At 73.4% G+C, this 20,870-nt stretch carries 17 protein-coding genes and 1 pseudogene; 10 read left to right on the top strand and 8 right to left on the bottom strand.

The genetic code is table 11. The annotated features are described in order from the left end of the window. Nucleotides 1-78: 78 nt before the first annotated feature. From GT045_RS13065 to GT045_RS13075, 3 genes are all read left to right on the top strand, one after another. Nucleotides 79-729: a TetR/AcrR family transcriptional regulator gene (locus tag GT045_RS13065; RefSeq protein ID WP_161294764.1), complete on the top strand. Its 651-nt coding sequence runs from the start codon at nucleotides 79-81 to the stop codon at nucleotides 727-729. A 10-nt stretch (nucleotides 730-739) separates the two neighbouring features. Beyond that, on the top strand, nucleotides 740-1,042 hold the full coding sequence (locus tag GT045_RS13070) for a hypothetical protein (RefSeq protein WP_161294762.1): 303 nt from the start codon (nucleotides 740-742) through the stop codon (nucleotides 1,040-1,042). A gap of 111 nt (nucleotides 1,043-1,153) precedes the next feature. Further along, nucleotides 1,154-2,215 (top strand): C40 family peptidase, encoded by a 1,062-nt coding sequence (locus tag GT045_RS13075; protein WP_161294760.1) that lies wholly within the window; start codon nucleotides 1,154-1,156, stop codon nucleotides 2,213-2,215. Here the strand turns inward: GT045_RS13075 and GT045_RS13080 are convergent. The 5 genes from GT045_RS13080 to GT045_RS13100 are packed head-to-tail and all read right to left on the bottom strand — an operon-like array spanning nucleotide 2,188 to nucleotide 7,987. Next, entirely contained in the window at nucleotides 2,188-3,441 is a 1,254-nt protein-coding gene (locus GT045_RS13080; RefSeq protein ID WP_161294758.1) for a styrene monooxygenase/indole monooxygenase family protein, read from the bottom strand. The two genes, GT045_RS13075 and GT045_RS13080, sit on opposite strands and share 28 nt — an antisense overlap. Nucleotides 3,442-3,485: 44 nt before the next feature. Next, nucleotides 3,486-4,133 (bottom strand): ATP/GTP-binding protein, encoded by a 648-nt coding sequence (locus tag GT045_RS13085; RefSeq protein WP_161334272.1) that lies wholly within the window; start codon nucleotides 4,131-4,133, stop codon nucleotides 3,486-3,488. Further along, nucleotides 4,114-4,551 (bottom strand): DUF742 domain-containing protein, encoded by a 438-nt coding sequence (locus GT045_RS13090; RefSeq protein WP_161294754.1) that lies wholly within the window; start codon nucleotides 4,549-4,551, stop codon nucleotides 4,114-4,116. Before GT045_RS13090 ends, GT045_RS13085 begins: the two co-directional genes overlap by 20 nt. After that, nucleotides 4,548-5,045, bottom strand: a complete 498-nt coding sequence (locus GT045_RS13095; RefSeq protein WP_161334273.1) for a roadblock/LC7 domain-containing protein — start codon at nucleotides 5,043-5,045, stop codon at nucleotides 4,548-4,550. Before GT045_RS13095 ends, GT045_RS13090 begins: the two co-directional genes overlap by 4 nt. Beyond that, the gene (locus tag GT045_RS13100) at nucleotides 5,042-7,987 is read right to left on the bottom strand and encodes a nitrate- and nitrite sensing domain-containing protein (protein WP_345942634.1); all 2,946 of its coding nucleotides are present in this window, start codon (nucleotides 7,985-7,987) and stop codon (nucleotides 5,042-5,044) included. The genes GT045_RS13095 and GT045_RS13100 overlap by 4 nt, the downstream gene beginning before the upstream one ends. Before the next feature lie 385 nt (nucleotides 7,988-8,372). Here GT045_RS13100 and GT045_RS13105 point away from each other — a divergent pair, with 385 nt between their 5' ends. Then, entirely contained in the window at nucleotides 8,373-9,161 is a 789-nt protein-coding gene (locus tag GT045_RS13105; RefSeq protein WP_161334274.1) for a protein phosphatase 2C domain-containing protein, read from the top strand. A gap of 37 nt (nucleotides 9,162-9,198) precedes the next feature. Here the strand turns inward: GT045_RS13105 and GT045_RS13110 are convergent, their stop codons facing one another. Then, nucleotides 9,199-9,690, bottom strand: a complete 492-nt coding sequence (locus tag GT045_RS13110; RefSeq protein ID WP_161294748.1) for a MarR family transcriptional regulator — start codon at nucleotides 9,688-9,690, stop codon at nucleotides 9,199-9,201. Between the two features lie 241 nt (nucleotides 9,691-9,931). Here GT045_RS13110 and GT045_RS13115 point away from each other — a divergent pair, with 241 nt between their 5' ends. Together GT045_RS13115 and GT045_RS13120 are read left to right on the top strand one after the other, a co-directional pair. Continuing rightward, nucleotides 9,932-10,774, top strand: coding sequence for a lysozyme (locus GT045_RS13115; RefSeq protein WP_161294746.1), 843 nt, complete (start codon nucleotides 9,932-9,934; stop codon nucleotides 10,772-10,774). A 158-nt stretch (nucleotides 10,775-10,932) separates the two neighbouring features. Further along, nucleotides 10,933-13,295 (top strand): annotated as a pseudogene (locus GT045_RS13120) (SpoIIE family protein phosphatase). 278 nt (nucleotides 13,296-13,573) lie between these two features. On the opposite strand, the gene lon reads toward GT045_RS13120, so the two are convergent. Then, nucleotides 13,574-15,994, bottom strand: a complete 2,421-nt coding sequence (lon, locus tag GT045_RS13125) for an endopeptidase La (RefSeq protein WP_161286882.1) — start codon at nucleotides 15,992-15,994, stop codon at nucleotides 13,574-13,576. Nucleotides 15,995-16,297: 303 nt separating this feature from the next. Beyond that, nucleotides 16,298-17,410 carry a rhomboid-like protein gene (locus GT045_RS39675; RefSeq protein WP_345942635.1) on the bottom strand — a complete coding sequence of 371 codons (1,113 nt, stop codon included), beginning with the start codon at nucleotides 17,408-17,410 and terminating at the stop codon, nucleotides 16,298-16,300. Nucleotides 17,411-17,620: 210 nt separating this feature from the next. Here GT045_RS39675 and GT045_RS13135 point away from each other — a divergent pair, with 210 nt between their 5' ends. The 4 genes from GT045_RS13135 to GT045_RS13150 all read left to right on the top strand — a co-directional run. Then, nucleotides 17,621-18,298, top strand: a complete 678-nt coding sequence (locus GT045_RS13135) for a spermidine synthase (RefSeq protein WP_161297679.1) — start codon at nucleotides 17,621-17,623, stop codon at nucleotides 18,296-18,298. 112 nt (nucleotides 18,299-18,410) lie between these two features. Further along, the gene (locus GT045_RS13140; protein WP_161297678.1) at nucleotides 18,411-19,151 is read left to right on the top strand and encodes a response regulator transcription factor; all 741 of its coding nucleotides are present in this window, start codon (nucleotides 18,411-18,413) and stop codon (nucleotides 19,149-19,151) included. Then, complete coding sequence (locus tag GT045_RS13145) at nucleotides 19,148-20,272, top strand: ATP-binding protein (protein ID WP_202516513.1); 1,125 nt, start codon at nucleotides 19,148-19,150, stop codon at nucleotides 20,270-20,272. Before GT045_RS13140 ends, GT045_RS13145 begins: the two co-directional genes overlap by 4 nt. A 301-nt stretch (nucleotides 20,273-20,573) precedes the next feature. Beyond that, on the top strand, nucleotides 20,574-20,870 hold a 297-nt coding region (locus tag GT045_RS13150; protein ID WP_161334275.1), incomplete at its 3' end, for a hypothetical protein.

Raw genomic sequence — 20,870 nt, forward strand, 5'->3', positions numbered from 1 at the left:
GGCCGGGCCGCGGGCGCCCCGCCCGCGCCCGGCCCCGACCGCACCCGGCGCCCTCCGGGCGGCGATTAGGCTGGCGGCATGACTCCGTCGGCCACCCCCGCCTACCGCCGGCTCAGTGTCGAGGAGCGGCGAAGTCAGCTCCTCGACGCCGCCCTCACGCTCTTCGCCCACCGCGCCCCCGAGGACGTGTCCCTGGACGACGTGGCGGAGGCGGCCGGGGTGTCGCGGCCCCTGGTGTACCGGTACTTCCCGGGCGGCAAGCAGCAGCTGTACGAGGCCGCGCTGCGGTCCGCCGCCGAGGTGCTCCAGCAGTGCTTCGCCGAGCCGCGCGAAGGCCCGCTGCTGCCCCGGCTGTCCCGTGCCCTCGACCGCTACCTGGCCTTCGTGGACGGGCACGACACCGGCTTCAGCGCCCTCCTCCAGGGCGGCAGCGTGGTGGAGACGTCCAGGACCACCGCCATCGTGGACGGGGTGCGCCGGGCCGCCGCGGAGCACATCTACGCCCACCTCGGGGTCGCCGGGCCCGGCCCCCGTCTGCGCATGACCGTCCGGATGTGGATCACCGCCGTGGAGGCGGCCTCGCTGATGTGGCTGGACGAGGACAAGCAGCCCCCGGTCGAGGAGCTGCGCGACTGGCTCGTGGAGCAGTTCGTGGCCGTGCTCACCGTCACCGCCGGCCGCGACCCGCAGACCGCCGCCCTCGTCGGCGCGCTCGCCGAGGAAGGCTGAGACTGGAGCCGTGAAGAGTCAGGACACCCCCTTCGAGGGCGGCCCCATGGACGGGCGCGTGCTGCCCGTGCTCCTCGGGCCCACCGGGCACCCCCCGAAGACGTACCGCATCCCCGTCCCGGACGCCGGCGGCGGCCCGCCCACGGTGCTGGTCTACCACCGCGTCCCGCGCGGGCACAGCAGACGGCTCGGGCTGGTCCAGGGCTGGAAGTACCGCTACGACCCGGACGACCGGTCCGGCGGCAGGCTCAGGTGGCCCTGGTCGAAGCCGGATGTCACGCCGTCCGGCAAGCCGGACGGTGCGAACGGGTGACACCGTTGCGCCGAGCCGCGTAGATTCGTGCTGTTTTCACCCCGGCATGTCTGATTATCACGGTGCGACGGGAGGCGGAGGGTCCGCCCTCCCCGCGCCGGAGGTGATGGCGTGTCAGGAGTGCTTCTGCGTCTGGCCTGTACGGCCGCGGTGGCGGCCCAGGCCGTCCTCGCCCCCGCACCCGCCCTGGCCGCGCCCGCACCACCGCCGTCCGTGGCCCAGCTGCTGACGGACCTCCAGCGGCTCTACCGGCAGACCGAACAGGCCACCGAGACCTACAACGCCACGACGGAGAGGCTGCGGCGGCAGCGCGCCGAGGTGGCCCGCCTGGACGACGAACTGGCCCGTGCCCGGCTCACCCTCCGGTCCGGCCGGACCGACGCCGGCCGGCTGGCCCGGCAGCAGTACCAGAACAGCGACGGGCTCGGCCCCTACGTCCGCCTCCTGCTCGCGCCCGACCCGCAGCACGCGCTGGACGAGGGCCATGTCATCGGTGAGCTGGCCCGGGCCCGGGCCCGTACGGTGGCCCGGCTCACCGCCGCGGAGAAGCGCACCGACGTACTGGCCCGCGCCGCCCGCAAGGCCCTCGACACCCAGCTCGGCCTCGCCGGCCGGCAGCAGCGGCAGCGCGACGACGTCCGGGGCAGGCTCGGCGAGGTGGAACGCCTGCTGGCCGCTCTCACCCCGGAGCAGATCGCGGCCGTGGCCCGGCTGGAACAGCAGGGGGTCGCCGAGGCCCAGCGGCGGCTCACCACAGCGGGCGCCCTGCCCGCCGACCGCCCGGCCACCCCGCGGGGCGACCGCGCGGTCGGCTATGCCATGGACCAGCTCGGCAAGCCCTACCGGTGGGGCGCGCAGGGCCCCGACGCCTACGACTGCTCGGGCCTCACGTCACAGGCGTGGTTCCACGCGGGCACCCCGATCCCGCGCACCAGCCAGGAGCAGTGGCAGCGGTTGCAGCGGATCCCGCTGACGGACCTGCGCCCGGGTGACCTGGTCGTCTACTTCCCCGAGGCCACGCACGTGGCGATGTACGTGGGGGGCGGAAAGGTCGTACAGGCACCGCGGCCGGGCGAGCGGGTGCGGGTCTCGCCGCTGGCCTCCTATCCGGTCCTCGGTGCCGTACGCCCCGACGGTTCCCCCGGTCAGGCCCCCGCGACGGAGGCCAGGTAGGCGGCCGTCCGGTCCGGGTCGTAGAAGAAGTTCTCGAAGTCGGCCGGGTCGTCGAAGGCGTTGGCGAACCGGTCGGCCACCGGCTGCAGCTGTCCCGCCGCGCCGATGAGGTTCAGCACGTGCTCCGGCGGGGGCGCCAGCATGGCGTTCGTCCACTTGGTGACGGCTTGCGCGGTGGTCCAGTAGCGGTCGAACGTCTGCCGCATCCACGCCTCGTCGAACGGCTCGTCCCCGCGCTCCAGGATGGACGCGAGGTAGGCGGCCGCGCACTTGGACGCCGAGTTGGAGCCCTGGCCGGTGATCGGGTCGTTGGCGACGACCACGTCGGCCACGCCCAGCACCAGCCCGCCGCCGGGCAGCCGGCCGACGGGGTTGCGGACGGTCGGCGCGTACCGCCCGGCCAGGGTGCCGCCGGCGTCGGTGAGTTCCACCTTCGTGGCCCGCGCGTACTCCCAGGGCGTGAACCTCTCCATGAGTTCCAGGGTCAGGGAGAGGTGCTCGGCCGGGTCCTTGACGCCCTTGAAGACGTCGAGCGGGCCGCCGGGTATGCCCTCCCAGAACAGGATGTCGGCGCGGCCGGACGTGGTCAGGGTCGGCATCACGAACAGTTCGCCGACGCCGGGGACCAGGTTGCAGCGGACCGCGTCGAACTCCGGGTGCTCGGGGCGCGGGCCGAGGCCGTGGACGTACGCCACCGCCAGCGCCCGCTGCGGCTCGGTGTACGGGGAGCGCTCCGGGTCACGGGCGAACATCGACACCAGCTCGCCCTTGCCGGCCGAGACCAGGACGAGGTCGTAGGCGCGGGAGAAGTAGTCCAGGTCGCCGACCGCCGCGCCGTGGATGACCAGCTGGCCGCCGCGCTGCGCGAAGGTCTCCATCCAGCCGGCCATCTTCACCCGCTGGTCGACCGACTGCGCGAACCCGTCGAGCCGGCCCACCCAGTCGATCGCCCGCTGGGTGGGACCCGGGTCGTGCGAGCCGGGGGCGGCGACCGAGACGCCGAGCCCCTCGATCTTCGGGGCCTGGGACTCCCAGAAGTTCAGCTGGAGATCGCGCTCGTGCCCCAGTGCCGTGTCGAACATGCACTGCGTCGACATGACCCGGCCGGAGCGGATCTCGTCCGCGGTCCGGTTCGACATCAGGGTGACCTCGTAGCCGTGCGACTGCAGGCCGAGGGCGAGCTGGAGGCCGGACTGGCCGGCTCCGACGACGAGTATCTTCCGCATGCGGGTGGTGTCTCCTACGAGGTGAGGACTGCTGGGGGGCAGGACTACTCGGGGGTTTCGTCCAGCGCGTGGGCCACCAGGGCGAGGAGGGTCTCGATGACCGAGATCCGCCGCCGCGCGTCCATGATCATGACAGGGATGTGCGCGGGTATCGTCAGCGCCTCCCGTACGTCCTCCGGCTCGAACCGCTCGCTGCCGTCGAAGTGGTTCACCGCGACGACGTACGGCAGTCCGCAGCTCTCGAAGTAGTCCAGTGCCGGGAAGCAGTCCTTCAGGCGGCGGGTGTCGGCCAGGACGACGGCCCCGATCGCGCCGCGCACCAGGTCGTCCCACATGAACCAGAACCGCTGCTGGCCCGGCGTCCCGAACAGGTAGAGCACCAGGTCGTCGTCGAGCGTGAGGCGGCCGAAGTCCATGGCCACGGTGGTGGTCAGCTTGCCCGGGGTGGCGGACAGGTCGTCGGTCTCCTCGCTGGCCTCGGTCATCAGCGCCTCGGTCTGCAGCGGCGTGATCTCCGAGACGGAGGTGACGAGGGTGGTCTTGCCGACGCCGAAGCCGCCCGCCACCACGATCTTCGTCGCGACGGGGGCGCGCGTCCGGTCCGTCTGCCAGGACTTCAGGTCCTCGTCGGGCTCGGCGAAACCGACGACGAGGGGGGCGACGCCGGTGGCGTCAGAGACGGCGGAGTCCACTCAGCACCCTTTCCAGCAGCGCGCGGTCCGGGCGGCCGGTGCCGTGACCGGTTCCGGTGCCGTACACACGGATCTTTCCCTGGTCCGCGAGATCGCTCAGGAGCACGCGGACCACACCGAGCGGCATCTTCAGCAGCGCGGCGATCTCGGCCACCGTGCGCATCCGGCGGCACAGTTCGACGATGGCCCGCATCTCCGGCATGACCCGGGTGGCGAGCGAACCTCCCCCGCTGCCGATGGCGCGGGCGGTGCTCCCGGTCAGCTCCCTCCGCTCCTCGGGGGCCTCCAGCGCGGCCACGAACGTCTCCACGAGGAGGACGTGGCCGAAGCGGGTACGGCCGCCGGTGAGCGAGTAGGGGCGGACGCGCGCGGGTTTGCGGTCGCCGCCGCGGACGGGGAGCCTCGGGACACCGCTCATCGCTCGCTCCCGGCCGGCCGGGTCTCCAGCGACTGCCGCAGCTCGGAGCGGAGTTCCGGGGTGAGGACGTGGCCGGCGCGGCCCACGAACAGCGCCATGTGGTAGGCCACGACGCTCATGTCGCACTCGGCGGAGCCGTGCACGCCGAGCAGCGAGCCGTCGCTGATCGACATCACGAACAGGCTGCCCTCTTCCATGGCGACCATCGTGTGCCGGACCCCGCCGTGGTCCAGCAGCTTGGCGGCGCCCACGGTGAGGCTGCCGATGCCGGAGACGATCGTGGCGAGGTCGGCGGAGGAGCCGCGGGGGCCCTTCGCCGGCCTGGCCTGACGGGACAGTTCGGTGTATCCGGGGTCGGACGAGAGCAGGAGCAGACCGTCGGAGGAGACCACGGCGACGGACTGGATGCCGGGTACTTCCTCGACCAGGTTGGTCAGCAGCCAGTGCAGGTTACGGGCTTCACTGCTCAGTCCGTAAGTAGTGGGCGCGGTCAACTGCTTGCCTCCTCGGCTGTGCCCCCCGTGGCTTCTTCGGCGTGTGCGTAGCGGGCCGGCCGCTGGTGGCCGGCCGTCCGTTCGATGATCTCCGCCTCCACGTCGCGGTAGCCGGCCTCGGCGCCGCGCCGGAAGCCGCCGAGCCTGCGGCGCAGGGCCTCGGCGTCGACGCCCGCGGCGCGCTGGCGGGGTGGGGCGGCGGGTGCGGTGATCTTGGGTGTGCGCTTGGGCAGGCCCTTGCTGGTGAGCTGCTCGGTGGCCTCGGTCCCGTCTTCGGTGTCCGGGTTCGCACCCGTATCGCCGGCGCGGGTCCCGTCGCCCCCCGCGGATGGTCCCTGCGGGGCCGCCTCGCCGGCCGCCGACGGGTCGCGGGGGCGGGTCCAGGTCTGCCGGGCCTCCTCGAAGGCGGAGGGTGCCGGGGGGTGGGGACGGGCGCCGGGCGGGACGGCCGGTTCCGCCGCCGGAACCGGCGGCAGCAGCAGTTCCATCGTCGTCTCGGCGGGGGTCTCCGGCGGGGCCTTCGGGCGGGTCTCCGCGCGCTGGGCGGGTCCGTCGGCCTGTTCATGGGTGGGGGCGTCCCCGAAGGCGTCCCGCACGGCCTGCTCGGCGGAGTCGGCGGGCGCGGCGGGCGCGGCCTGCTCCGGGAGCGCGTCGGCGGCGGGGCCCCCGGTGTCGTGCGGCGCGGTCCCCTCCGGGTCGCCGGACGCGTCCTGTACGGCCTGTTCCGCGAGGGCGACCAGCGGGTCCGCGGACTTCGGCCGGGCGTGCAGCACGTTGGAGTTGGCCTCGGCGTCGGCGCCCGGGAGGCTGAAGCCGGCCGTGCCGCCGGGGACCGTCCGGGGCGGCAGTGCCGTCGCCGGGGCCTCGCTGAGCAGGGACGCCGGCAGGACCACCACCGCCGCGGTGCCGCCCTGCTTCTGCTCGCGCAGCCGAACCCGGACGCCGTGCCGGTGGGCGAGGCGCGCGACGACGTAGAGGCCGAGGCCGAGGCCGTCGTCGCCCTCCTGGTCGTAGGGGGACTCGGGGTCGAACTCGGTGAGGCGGGCGTTGAGGCGGACGAGCCGGTCCTCCGCCACGCCGATGCCCTCGTCCTGGACGGAGAGCATGACCTCGCCGGACTCCAGGAGCCAGCCGGAGACCTCCACCGGGATGTCCGGCGGGGAGAACGACGTCGCGTTCTCCATCAGCTCGGCCAGCAGGTGGGAGAGGTCGTCGGCGGCGAAGCCCGCGATGTGGGCGTGCGGGGGCAGGGCCGCGATGCGCACGCGCTCGTAGCGTTCGATCTCGCTGACCGCCGCCCGGACCACGTCGACCAGTGGTACCGGGCCCGGGTGCTGCTGAACGTGCTCGGTGCCGGCGAGGACCAGGAGGTTCTCGCTGTGCCGGCGCATGACGGTGGCGAAGTGGTCCAGCTTGAACAGCGTGGCGAGGCGGTCGGGGTCCTGCTCGCGCTCCTCCAGGCCCTCGATGACCGCCAGCTGCCGCTCGACCAGGCCCAGGGTGCGCAGGGCCAGGTTGACGAAGGTGGAGCCGATGCTGGTGCGCAGCCGCTCCAGCTGGGCGGCGGAGTCGGCGAGTTCGGCGCGCAGCCCCTCGCGGGCGTCGGCCATCTTCTGGCGCTGGCCGACCAGGTGCTTGCGGTCGGTCTCCAGGGTGCCCACGCGCTCGTGCAGGGCGGCCGCGTGTGCGTGGAGGGCGTTGACGGAGCGGACCACCTGGGCGAACTCGTCGTTGCGGCCGGTGAAGCCGATCGGCTCCTGGGCCGCCGGTTCGTCGGCCTCGGCGAGCCGGGCCGAGCCGCGGCGCAGGACCGACAGCGGGCGGGTCAGCGTGCGGGCCATGGCCGTGGCGATGCCGATCGCGACCAGCAGCAGCGCGCCGAGGACGGCGACCCGGATCTCCAGGGCGGTGACGTCGTCGTCCCGGAGCTTCTCCAGGTCCTTGGTGCGGTGGTCGTAGAGCGCGGCCTCGGCGCCGCGCATCAGGTCGACGCGGGCGGACAGGGCCGCGTCCAGCTTCTTGGTGCTGGTGGTCAGCTCGCTGTCGGCGAGGGCCGGCTGGTCGGTGAGCGTGGCGAGGTACTTCTCCGCCGAGTTGACCTCCGGTCCGGTGACCGTCGAGTCGTAGGAGTCCGCGGCCTTCGCGGGCGCGGTGTCGCGGAAGTCGGCGAGGGCCGCGTCGGCGCGCAGGCGGGCCTGCTGGGCGGCGGCGGTGAGCGCGTCGCGCTGCTTGCGCTCGGCGTCGCTGCTGCTGTCGGCCGTGGCGGGCAGGCCGGTGACGGGGTCGGTCACCGTCTCGGTGTGGCCGGGGATGTTCAGCGCGGCCAGCAGCAGGCCGCGGGCGGCGGCGGACTGCTGGACGGCGGAGTCCAGTTCGGCGAGGGAGTAGGCACCGGAGCCGGCCCGCGCCGGCATCCGCTCGGCCAGCTGCTCGGCGAGCCGGTGCAGTTCGGTGATGGTCGCCGAGTACGCCTGGTGGGTCTGGAGGGCCGTGGTCTTGCCGGTGAGGGCGGCCCGGCGGACGGTGTCGATGCCGTCGAGGTCGGTGCGCAGGGCCGCCGGGGTGTCGGTGTCGGCACGCAGCTCCTCGACCTGCCGGTCCACGCGGGTGCTGCGGTCCTCCGAAGGCGCCTTGGACTTGGGCCGGCCCGCCGCGACGTAGGTGGTGACCTCGTCGCGTTCGTCGGCCAGCGAGTGGGCCAGGGTGAGCGCGTCCTGGGTGCGCGCGGCCAGGGTCACGAGGTTCTGTGAGTCGCTGACGTCCCCCGAGGCGGTGAGCAGCGCGGGCGCGCCGGCTCCGGCGACGGCCGCGGCCACCACCGCGACAGCGACGATCAGCCGGGTGCGCACATGGGTGGGACGGCCGGTGCCCACGGGGGTCTGGGGGACGGTCCCCTCGGGGGCCGTCTGCCTGCCTGTGCGCCGAGGCCGCTTCTTCTGCACCGGTGCTCGCATTCCTGAACTCGTCTACCCAGGGTCCCGGGTGGCACCCCGTCATATCGGTGCCAAGTGGTGCGTACACCCGGTTCGTACGGTTCCCGACCCTCCCAGCGCCGGTGGGCGGTGGTCGCGCATCGCCTGCCCCGCCACCCGAAGGAGTGAACATCGGAGGGGAGTTGGCGGGCAAGTTCCTCTGGCGTGTGCGCGGCCCCTTGGCGGCACGCCGGTTGGACGCGCGCGGCAGGCTTTGGCAGTATTCGCCACCACGCCTTCCCGGAGTGCCCCATTCCTGCCCAAAACAGGCGCCTGACCTGCGGGGTCGTGAGAATTCACCGGGTGCTTGCCAGCCTTTGGCGCACCGTGTGAAGGGGTCGTGCAGACTGGCCGGATGCGTACTGAACTCGTCTCGGAACCCGGCGATCCGACCCGCCCCAACGAGGACTTCGCCGCTGTCGGACTACCCGCCTCCGGTCAGGGGGGTTGCGTGATCGCCCTGGACGGGGTGACGCCGCCCAGCGGCGGGACGGGCTGTCTGCATTCGGTTCCCTGGTTCACCGCGCGGCTGGGCGGCGCACTGACCGAACTGACCGTTTCCGGACGAGATCTGACGCTCTCGGAGATTCTTTCGCTGGCGATCCGCCGCACCGCCGACGCCCACGCGGCGACCTGTGACCTTTCTCACCCGCGAACGCCTCAGGCGACCGTGGTCCTGACCCGCTGGGACGCGGACTCGGTCGAGTACCTGGTGCTGTCCGACTCCGCGCTGCTGGTGCGGGGTGCCGACGGTGCCGTCACGCCCGTGCTGGACGACCGGCTCGACCGGCTCCCCCGCGCAGCGCTCGTCTCCGACGCCCTGGTCGACGCGAGCCTGCGCAACAAGGAGGGCGGCTTCTTCACCGCCGCCGCCGATCCCGCCGTGGCCGCCCGTGCGGTCACCGGCTCCCTGCCCCGGCGCGAGGTGCGCGCGCTGGCCGCGCTGACCGACGGTGCGACCCGCTGGACGGAGGTGTTCCGCGAGGGCGACTGGACGGCCCTGTTCGACGTGGTCGCCAAGGAGGGCGCCCGGTCGCTGGTCGAGCGGGTGCGGGAGCTGGAGACGGCGGACCGGGAGCAGCGGGCGTACCTGGGGCGGGGCAAGACCCACGACGACGCGACCGTGGTGGTCGCGGAGTTGTGACCCGCTACTTCGCCATGACGCCGTTCAGTGTGACCCGCTACTTCGCCATGACGCCGTTCAGCTCGTGCAGCAGCCGGGCCAGTTCGGAGACCTCCCGGCGGTCCCAGTGGGAGAGCTGGCGGACGTAACGGGCGCGGCGGGCCTCGCGGACGGTGGTGACGCGGCGGCTGCCCTCCTCGGTGAGGGTGACGAGCCAGGCGCGGCCGTCGGCCGGGTCGGGTTCGCGGGCGATCAGGCCCAGTTCCTCCAGCGCGCGCAGCTGCCGGGACATCGTGGCCTTGCCGACGCCGATGTAGCCGGCGAGTTCCGTGGCCCGCTGACCGCCCAGTTCGTCCAGCCGGATGAGCAGGCCGTAGGCGGAGGACTCCAGGTCGGGGTGGACCTCCCGGGCCATCTCGCCCTGGTTGGCCCGGGCACGGCGGAGCAGCACGGTCAACTCGCGCTCCAGCGCCAGGAACTCCTGGTCTGCACCACTGGGCGTCATCTGGCCGGCAGCGTGGTGTCCGCCGCCGTTCGCGTCCTCGTGCACGTCAGCACCCCTGATCGGTTTCGCAGTACTGAAAGTTTCTGTCAAACGTCGTCATCGCCGCAGCTCCGTAAGTATTTCGCAGGCGTAGACCAACGGCGTCGACCGGACCCTCTTCCACGCCCTCATCTACGTGCGTAGCTTCTTTACCACGCCCCTGGTGGCATGCCCACGCCCAGCGGCCGGCGGTCAGCGCCGCGACCCCCCACGTATCCCCCCCACCCCACTCCTCCGGAGGCACGTCATGACCGTGCTCAGACCCGGCTCGCCCCGCTCCCCACACTCCTTCCGGCCGCGTCGCACAGCCGTCCTCGTCACGGCCCTGCTCGCGGCCCTCTCCTGCGCACTCCCCCTCACCCCGGCCGACGCCGCGAGCGTCCCCGCCCGCGGCTCGGCCTACCTGGGCATGGGCGTCCTCGCCCACGACGGCAGCGCCGGCACCCCCACCACGGGGGACGCCGTCCAGACCGAAGGGGTGGACGTCTCCGCCCACCAGGGCAACGTCGCCTGGTCGACCCTCTGGGGCAGCGGCGTGCGCTGGGCGTACACCAAGGGCACGGAGGGCACGTACTACACGAACCCCTACTTCGCGCAGCAGTACAACGGCGCCTACAACGTGGGCATGATCCGCGGGGCGTACCACTTCGCCACCCCGGACACCACCAGCGGCGCCACCCAGGCCAACTACTTCGCCGACCACGGCGGCGGCTGGTCCCGCGACGGCAAGACCCTGCCCGGCGCCCTCGACATCGAGTGGAACCCCTACGGGGCCGCCTGCTACGGCAAGAGCGCGAGCCAGATGGTCAGCTGGATCGCCGACTTCGTCGACACCTACCGGGCGCGCACCGGCCGGTACCCCGTGATCTACACCGCCACCAGCTGGTGGACCCAGTGCACCGGCAACTACGGCGGCTTCGCCGCGAACGACCCGCTGTGGATCGCCCGCTACGCCTCCGACCCGGGGACGCTGCCGGCCGGCTGGCCCTACCAGACGATGTGGCAGTACACCTCCTCCGGCCCGACCGTCGGGGACCACGACAAGTTCAACGGCGCCCTGGACCGGGTGCAGGCCCTGGCCAACGGCTGACACCGCGCCCTCCCGGGCGGGCCGGGAGCCCGGGAACGGGGCCGTGCGGAGATGGCGCCGCGGCCCCGTTTCCCGGGCCGGCCCTGCGTTGGTGCTCCGCCCCGCCCGGGATCATGCTGGTCAGGAGAGCCTGCCGAGCAAGGGCGAGATGAGCGGCGATGGAGCGACAGTCGACGTACACGGCCACGGCCACCATCGATGAGCACGGCATCCTCACCGGCTGGAGCGACGGCGCGCGGCGGCTGCTCGGCTACGACTCCGCGGCCGTCGTCGGACGGCCCGCCTCCGCGCTGCTCGCCGCCGACGCCACCGCGGCCCGGCGGGTGCTGGCCGGCCGCGACCGCTGGAACGGCTCCCTGCCCCTGCTCCACCAGGACGGCCGGCAGGTCGAACTGGGCGTGCTCGCCCACCGCCGGGCCTCCGGCACGCGGATCGCCGACTGGCTCGTGGTGAGCGCGGTGACGGCCCGGCCGCAGCCGCCACGGGGCGAGCCCCTGGAGGAGTGGACGTTCCTCCAGTCCCCCTTTCCGCTGGCCGTCTTCGACGCGGACCTGCGGCTGGTGCGGGCCAACCGCCGGCTGGAACACGCCCTCGCCCTGCCCGAGTCGGCGATGCGCGGGCTGCGTCTCGCCCACATCATGCCGGGGGCCGACAGCGAGGAGGCCGAGCGGTCGATGCGGCTGGCGCTCCGGACCGGCCGCCCCCAGGAGGCGCCGGGCCGCCTCGGCCCGCTCGGCCGGCCCGCCTCCCTCACCCCGCTCAAGGACGCCGACGGCCGGGTACGGCCGTCTGCCTGTCCGTGCAGCACCCGGCCCAGGACGCCGCGGGCCGGCAGGGCCCCTCGGCCGACACCGGTTCGCGGGCCGGGACGGTGGCGGACCAGGCGCGCGCCGCGCAGGAACTCGGGGAGGTCACCGTCCCGCGCCTGGCCGACGTCATGGCGGTCGACCTGCTGGACGCCCCGCGCACCGGCACCGAGGCCACCGGCCCGCCGCCGGACCACGTCGTACTGCGCCGGGCAGCCCTGCGCGCGGTCCCGGCCGGCGACAGGCCCGCACACCACACCGACACCGGCACCGGGGAGGTGATCGTCTGCACGGCCGGCTCGCCGCCCGCCCGGTGCCTGGCCGTGGGCCGCCCGCTGCTGTACGACACGGCGGACCCGGCCGTCGCCGAGTGGGCGGCACTGGACCCCGGCGCCGCATGGCTGCGCGAGTCCGGGGCGCGGACGCTGCTGGCGGTGCCGCTGCTCGCCGAGGGCTGCACGCTCGGCGTCGCCCTGTTCGGCCGGCGTCCGTCACGGGAGCCGTTCGGGCCGGAGGACCTGCGGCTCGCCGGGGAGTTCACCGCCAAGGCCGCCGCCGGCATCGAGCAGACCCGCGCCCGTGCCCTGGCCCGCACCACCACCATGGCCCTGCAGCGCAGCCTGCTCCCGCACACGCTGCCCGACCAGGCGGCCCTGGAGGTCGCCACCCGCTATCTGCCGGCCGCGAGCCGGGCCGGCGTGGGCGGCGACTGGTTCGACGTGATCCCGCTGTCGGGGGCGCGTGTGGCGCTCGTCGTGGGTGACGTGGTGGGCCACGGCATCCGTGCCTCGGCCACCATGGGCCGGCTGCGCACAGCGGTGCGCACCCTGGCGGACGTCGATCTGCCCGCCGACGAGCTGCTCACCCACCTGGACGACCTGGTGCTGCGGCTGGCCGCCGACGAGGGCAGCGCGGACCCGTCCGCCGAGACCGCCGGCGGCATCGGCACCACCTGCCTGTACGCCGTCTACGACCCGGTCTCGCGCCACTGCACCGTGGCCCGGGCCGGGCACCCGCCGCCCGCCGTGCGGACCCCGGACGGCGCCGTCCGCTTCCTCGACGTACCCGCCGGGCCGCCGCTGGGGCTCGGCGGGCTGCCCTTCGAGGCGGTCGAGACGGAACTGCCCGAGGGCACCGTGCTCGCGCTCTACACGGACGGGCTGCTGGAGGCCCGCGACCATGACATCGACGAGGCGCTGGACAAGATGTTCGCCGCGCTGGGCCGGCCCGCGGGATCGCTGGACTCGGTGTGCGACCGGGTCCTCACCGAGCTGCTCAGCCACCGCCCCGACGACGACGTGGCCCTGCTGATGGCCCGTACCCGGGTCCTGCACGAGGACCGGGTCGCGTCCTGGGAGCTGGGCGCCGAGTTCGCCGAGGTCTCCCGGGCCCGCCGGTGCACCGACGAGCAGCTGGCGGCCTGGGGGCTGGACGAGGCCGTGTTCACCACCGAGCTGATGGTCAGCGAGCTGGTCACCAACGCCATCCGGTACGGCCGACAGCCCATCCGGCTCCGGCTGATCCACCAGGGCACCACCCTGACCTGTGAGGTCTACGACTCCAGCGGCACGACCCCGCACATGCGCCGGGCCCGGATCTTCGACGAGGGCGGCCGGGGCCTGCTGCTGGTCGCACAGCTCGCCGAACGCTGGGGCACCCGGCACGACCGGATCGGCAAGACGGTGTGGGCGGAACAGTCGCTCACCGCGGGCTGACGCCGGTGCCGCGGCCGGGGAACTCGTCGCCCCGCGGAGGTTCTTCGACGGCCGGGTGAACCCCGTCATGGGCCGCCTCCGGGTGCGCCCGGCCGCGGCAGGGCGGGGCGGCATGGCGAAGGCCCACTCGTGCCTCCCGAAGGTTCTTCCACGGCCCGGTGAACCCCGTCATCGGCCGCCTCCGGGTGCGCCCGGCCGGGGCAGGGCGGCGGGGCGGCATGGCGGAGGCCCGGGTCTCCCTCACGGAACCCGGACCTCCGCTCATCCCGCGACGTCCGTCACGCCGCCACGGGAACCTCCGGCACCGCGCCGTCCCGTGCGGGCGCGAGCGCCAGTTCCAGGACCTGGCGGACGTCGGTCACGGCGTGGACGTCGAGCCCGTCCAGCACCTCGGCCGGGACGTCGTCCAGGTCGGGTTCGTTGCGCTTGGGGATGATCACGGTGGTCACCCCGGCGCGGTGCGCGGCGAGCAGCTTCTGCTTCACTCCGCCGATGGGCAGCACCCGGCCGGTCAGCGAGACCTCGCCGGTCATGGCGACGTCCGTGCGGACCAGGCGGCCGGAGAGCAGCGAGGCGAGGGCCGTGGTCATCGTGATGCCCGCGCTCGGGCCGTCCTTGGGCACCGCGCCCGCCGGGAAGTGGATGTGCACGCCCCGGTCCTTCAGGTCGGCCACCGGCAGCTCCAGTTCGGCGCCGTGGCTGCGCAGGAAGCTCAGCGCGATCTGCGCCGACTCCTTCATCACGTCACCGAGCTGGCCGGTCAGGGTCAGCCCCGCGGCGCCCGTCTCCGGGTCGGCCAGGGACGCCTCCACGAAGAGCACGTCCCCGCCGGCGCCGGTGACCGCCAGACCGGTCGCCACACCGGGCACGGCCGTACGGCGCTCGGCCGGGTCCTGGGCGGACTCGGGCACGTGGTGCGGGCGTCCGATCAGACCGCGCAGGTCCTCGCTCCCGACGGTGCAGGGCAGCTCCAGCTCGCCCAGCTCGTGCCGGGCGGCGACCTTGCGCAGCAGCCGCGCGATGGACCGCTCCAGGGTCCGTACGCCCGCCTCGCGGGTGTACTCGCCGGCGAGCCTGCGCAGCGCGCTCTCGTCGATCGTGACCTCGGCCTCGTCCAGACCGGCCCGCTCCAGCTGGCGCGGGAGCAGGTGGTCCCGGGCGATGACGACCTTCTCGTCCTCGGTGTAGCCGTCCAGGCGGACGATCTCCATCCGGTCGGCGAGCGCCTCCGGGATGGCCTCCAGGACGTTGGCCGTGGCCAGGAAGACCACGTCGGACAGGTCCAGCTCGACCTCCAGGTAGTGGTCCCGGAAGGTGTGGTTCTGCGCCGGGTCCAGCACTTCGAGCAGGGCCGCGGCCGGGTCGCCGCGGAAGTCGGAGCCCACCTTGTCGATCTCGTCCAGCAGGACCACCGGGTTCATCGAGCCGGCCTCCTTGACGGCCCGTACGATCCGGCCGGGCAGGGCACCGACGTACGTACGGCGGTGACCGCGCACCTCGGCCTCGTCCCGGACACCGCCGAGCGCGACGCGGACGAACTTGCGCCCCATGGCGTGCGCGACACTCTCTCCCAAACTGGTTTTTCCGACACCAGGCGGGCCTACCAGGGCGAGTACGGCACCACCGCGCCGTCCGCCGATGACACCGAGCCCGCGGTCGCTGCGCCGCTTGCGCACCGCCAGGTACTCGGTGATGCGCTCCTTCACGTCGTCGAGACCGGCGTGCTCGGCGTCGAGCACGGCCCGGGCGCCCTGGATGTCGTACGCGTCCTCGGACCGCTCGTTCCACGGCATCTCCAGGACGGTGTCCAGCCAGGTGCGGATCCATGAGCCCTCGGGCGACTGGTCGGAGGCCCGCTCCAGCTTGTCGACCTCCTTCAGGGCGGCCTCGCGGACCTTCGCGGGCAGGTCGGCGGCCTCCACCCGGGCCCGGTAGTCGTCGGACTCCTCGCCCTCCTGCTCGCCGTTCAGCTCCCGCAGCTCCTTGCGGACCGCCTCCAGCTGCCGGCGCAGCAGGAACTCGCGCTGCTGCTTGTCGACGCCCTCCTGGACGTCCTTCGCGATGGTCTCGGCCACGTCCTGCTCGGCGAGGTGGTCGCGCAGCTGCTGCGTGGCGGTCCTGAGGCGGGCCACCGGGTCGGCGGTCTCCAGCAGCTCGACCTTCTGGTCGATGGCCAGGAACGGCGAGTAGCCGGAGTTGTCGGCCAGCGCCGAGATGTCGTCGATGGCCTGGACGCGGTCCACGACCTGCCACGCGCCGCGCTTCTTCAGCCAGGCGGTGGCGAGCGCCTTGTACTCCTTGACAAGCTCGGCGGCCTGGCCGGGCAGCGGGTCCGGGACGTTCTCCTCGACCCGGGCGCCCTCGACCCAGAGCGCGGCCCCCGGGCCGGTGGTGCCGGCGCCGATGCGCACCCGGCTCCGGCCGCGGACCAGGGCACCCGGGTCGCCGTCGGCCAGCCGGCCGACCTGCTCGACCGTGCCGAGGACGCCGGTCCTGGCGTACGTGCCGTCGATCCGCGGGACCAGCAGCACCTGGGGCTTCCCCGGCGTCGAACGGGCGGCGGCCTGTGCGGCCTCCACCGCGGCCCGCACCTCGGCGTCGCTCAGGTCCAGCGGAACCACCATGCCGGGCAGCACGACCTCGTCGTCGAGCGGCAGCACGGGCAGGACAAGCGTGAACGCCGTGGACTCAGCAGCCATGATCTCCCCTTAGGCAGTCAACTTGAGCTATGCCGACTCAATGTTCTGGCTGCCCGGGATGTTCCCCGGGGAGTGTTCGCTGTCAGCGATCACCGATTTCCCGCAGGTCGGAGGGGTCGCCGGAGCCTCAGCCGCCGTACCGGCCGCCCGGGGCGTGCCCGGAAGCAACCCTGGGGCGGGTCCGGACCACAACCTGGGGCGTGCCCGGAAGCAACCCTGGGGCGTGTCCGGAAGCAACCTGCGCGTGTCCGGGCAACAACCTGGGGCCTGTCCGGGCAACAACCGGAAGCCCGCGCGTACTCCCTACGCGGTGTGCGCCCGGGACGCGGTGTTCGCCCGGGCCGGCCGTGGGAGCGGGGACGGCGCGGGCAGCGCGGGGGCGGTCCGCCGCCCGCGCCGCAGCAGCGGCCAGCCGGTCACGCCGATCGCCAGGGCGATGAGGTGGCCCCAGTCGGTCATCGGGTCCTGGAAGGCGATCAGGGCGTTCAGCAGCAGACCGCCCGTCAGGGCCAGCAGCGGCCAGCGCAGCCATGGGGTGAGCAGTCCCGCCAGGGCGCCGACGCTGGTGGCGACGCCGAAGCTGATGCCGTAGTCGAGGCGGTGCAGCGAGGTCGGCGGCAGGTGGCCGAACAGGACCGCCAGGCCCACCGGGACCTCGGTGGCCAGGGTGGCCAGGACATGGCCGGCCAGGAAGACACCGGCCGCCCGCACCCCGCCCGTCCGCCGCTCCAGCGCCGTCAGCGCCAGCACGAACGCGAGCGCGTACGGGGACAGGACGCCGCCCGCGATCCACAGCGCGCTCGCCAGCAGCACCGGTACGGGCGCGCCCACCAGGTGGGCCACGTCCGTGCTGGAGCCCTGGTGGAGGGCGTACACCACAGCGGGGTCGGCCTGGGCCGCGACCAGGGAGGTGACGGCGAGGACGGCCGCGTAGCCGAAGGTGAACGGCGTGCCCGCCGGGGTGGGCAGCAGCCGCCACAGCGACCGCGCCACGGCGAGGGGCGACCGGAGCGGACGCCCGGGACCGGGCGCGCGGCCGGCGTCGCGATCCGCGAGACGGGCGGGATCCGGGGCGGGAGCGGGATCCAGGACGGGACCGGAGCCCGGGGCGGAGGCGCGATCCGCGACCAGGCCGGGATTCCGGCCGGGGGCGAGTGCGGGATCGGTGGCGGGGGCGAGTGCGGGATCCGGTTCCGGTGTGGTCGCGGTGCCGCGCTGGCGTGGCATGCCGTCCAGCAGCCCGGCGTGCGGCGGGACCGCGGCCGTGCCGTCCGCGGGGCCGGTGCGCGCCGGGGCGGTGGGCGGGCCTTCCGGGGGGCCGGTGCGCGGCGGGGCGGTGGGGGTGCCGTCCGGAAGGGGTGTGCCCGAGGGGGGTGGGGACGCGTCCGTCGCAGGGCCCGGCGTGATCCGATCCACGGGTGAGGCGCTCCTTCCGTCGCGCCCCACCCTTCGTGTTCGGCACGCCGCTGTCTATGACCGACGCCACGCGAGAGCGGATTCACAGCAACCTCCCAGCCCTCGGCCGCGTCCGGCCCCGCGTCCGCCCCCTCTGCCGTGGGCCACTCGTCCGGGGACGTCATGCGTAATTCCCGTGCCCGTCAGGCCGCGTTCGATCAGGATGGGCTCATGACTGCCCTGTACGACACCCCCGTGGTCCTGGACCGGCGCGACGGACCGTACGGCGAGGTGGTGCTGCGCAGGCACGGCGCACTGCTGCAGATCATCGCCAACGGCTGTTTCCTGATGGACACCTCGGACGGCCGCTCGGAACGGCTGCTGGTGGACGCCGCCCGGGACGCGCTGGACGGGCGCCCGGAGCCGGAGGTGCTGATCGGCGGGCTCGGCGTGGGGTTCTCGCTCGCGCACGCCGCCGCCGACCCCCGGTGGGGACGGATCACCGTGGTCGAGCGGGAGCCGGCCGTCATCGATTGGCACCGGGAGGGCCCGCTGGCCGAGGTGTCCGCGGGCGCGCTCGCCGACCCGCGCACCGTGATCGTGGAAGCGGATCTCGTGGCTTACGTCAATGAGACATCGGACACGTTCGACGCGCTGTGCCTCGACATCGACAACGGCCCCGACTGGACCGTCACGGCGGCCAACGGCAGCCTCTACTCGCCGGCCGGACTCGCCGCCTGCGCACGGGTGTTGAGACCCGGAGGGGTGCTCTCGGTATGGTCCGCGCAGCCCTCTCCGGATTTTGAAGGAACCTTGTGGAATGCCGGGTTCCGACAGGTGCGTACCGAAGAGGTGCCCGTTGCCCGGGGCGTTCCCGACGCCGTCCACCTCGCCGTCCGACCTGGATAGCGACAGCGCGGTGAGTCCCCGTAATGTGCTGCCCTGACGCGGATCATTCAAGCGTCAAACGCAGACATGGGATCACCCCACGGATTCCGGAAAGCAACAACAGGGGCGGGCGATGGAGCAGACACACACCTCCCAGAGCGGCGCGGCGACGACCACCCCGGGCGCACAGCGCCGGGTGCTGGTCGTCGAGGACGACACCACGATCGTCGACGCCATCGCGGCCCGGCTCCGCGCCGAGGGATTTCTGGTGCAAACGGCGGCCGACGGTCCGGCCGCGGTCGACACGGCCGAGGCATGGCAGCCCGACCTGCTGATCCTCGACATCATGCTGCCCGGCTTCGACGGGCTGGAGGTCTGCCGGCGCGTGCAGGCCCAGCGCCCGGTGCCGGTGCTGATGCTCACCGCGCGGGACGACGAGACGGACATGCTGGTCGGGCTCGGCGTCGGCGCCGACGACTACATGACCAAGCCGTTCTCCATGCGGGAGCTGGCGGCCCGCGTGCACGTGCTGCTGCGGCGGGTGGAGCGGGCGGTCGTCGCCGCCTCCACGCCCCGCTCCGGGATCCTGCGCCTCGGCGAGCTGGAGATCGACCACGCGCAGCGCCGGGTGCGGGTGAAGTCCGACGACGTCCATCTGACGCCCACCGAGTTCGACCTGCTGGTGTGCCTGGCGAACACCCCGCGCGCGGTGCTCTCCCGGGAGCAGCTGCTGGCCGAGGTGTGGGACTGGGCGGACGCCTCCGGCACCCGCACGGTCGACAGCCACATCAAGGCGCTGCGCCGCAAGATCGGCGCCGAGCGGATCCGCACGGTGCACGGCGTGGGCTACGCGCTGGAGACACCCAACCCATGAGCGGCGGCGGGCGCCAGGCCGCACGGAGGAGCCCCGGGACCCTCGGTGAGGACCCCTGGGGCGGCGTACGCCCGTTCTCGATCAAGACCAAGCTGGGCGCTCTCGTCGTCATCGCGGTGCTGATCACCACCGGTCTGTCGATCGTCGCGGTGCACACCAAGACGGAGCTGCGCTTCATCACGGTCTTCTCGATGATCGCCACACTGCTGATCACGCAGTTCGTGGCCCATTCGCTCACCATGCCGCTGGACGAGATGAACGCGGTGGCCCGCTCCATCTCGCAGGGCGACTACACGCGCCGGGTGCAGGAGAACCGCCGGGACGAGCTCGGCGACCTGGGCCAGACGATCAACGTCATGGCCGACGAGCTGGAGGCCCAGGACAACCAGCGCAAGGAGCTGGTGGCGAACGTCTCGCACGAGCTGCGCACCCCGATCGCGGGCCTGCGCGCGGTGCTGGAGAACATCGTCGACGGGGTCACCGAGGCCGACCCGGAGACCATGCGGACGGCCCTGAAGCAGACCGAGCGGCTGGGCCGTCTGGTGGAGACCCTGCTGGACCTGTCCCGGCTGGACAACGGCGTCGTACCGCTGAAGCTGCGCCGGTTCGAGGTGTGGCCGTACCTGTCGGGCGTGCTGAAGGAGGCCAACATGGTCGCCTCGGCGCGCGCGGGCATCGCCTCCGGCTCGGGCAGCCACACCCGTACGGACGTCCATCTGCACCTCGACGTCTCGCCGCCGGAGCTGACCGCGCACGCGGACCCCGAGCGGATCCACCAGGTCGTGGCCAATCTGGTCGACAACGCGGTCAAGCACAGCCCGCCGCACGGCCGGGTGACGCTGAAGGCGCGGCGCGGACCGCAGCCCGAGTCGCTGCAGCTGGAGGTCCTGGACGAGGGGCCCGGCATCCCCCGGTCGGAGTGGCACCGGGTCTTCGAGCGGTTCAACCGCGGAGCGGTGACCCGGCCGCACGGCCCGGGCAGCGACGGCGGTACCGGGCTGGGGCTGGCCATCGCCCGGTGGGCCGTGGATCTGCACGGCGGCCGGATCGGTGTGGCCGAATCCGAGCGGGGCTGCCGGATCATCGTCACTCTTCCGGGACTGACTTCCGTCCCGAGTTGACGTAGGGTCCGAACCGGAAGACCAAGATCCACGACGGTCGCTGCCCTCATCCGCAGCTGGACACGTGTGATCCGGGCAGGCCCGCGCCGTGCGTCGGACGAGGACGCGCCGGGTCCGGGCCGACGCACCCTCGCACATGCGGAACCACGCTTGTTTCCCGCCATATCAAGCCCTGAAACAAGATTTCTGATGTGACTTACGCGACGATGAACGGGCCCGACCTGACCTTCACGGTCAGGGAGGCGTAGCCTTTATTCCCGCTGTCCATCACCTTGTGAAGCGGAAGAGGGCGGTTGCCGCCGTGTCGCCACAGTCCCCCAGTAACTCATCGAGCATCTCGACCGACCAAGCCGGGAAGAACCCCGCGGCTGCGTTCGGTCCCAACGAGTGGCTCGTCGACGAGATCTATCAGCAGTACCTCCAGGACCCGAATTCGGTAGACCGCGCCTGGTGGGACTTCTTCGCCGATTACAAGCCGGGTGCTCCTGCCACCCCGGCTCCGGCGGGTACTGCGGCCGCGGGGGCCGCAGAGACCACCACCGCTGCTCCGCAGGCCCAGCCCGCGGCTCCGGCCCCGGCCCCGGCCCCCCCGGCCGCC

The sequence above is a fragment of the Streptomyces sp. SID486 genome (assembly GCF_009865385.1).
Classification (GTDB): Bacteria; Actinomycetota; Actinomycetes; order Streptomycetales; family Streptomycetaceae; genus Streptomyces.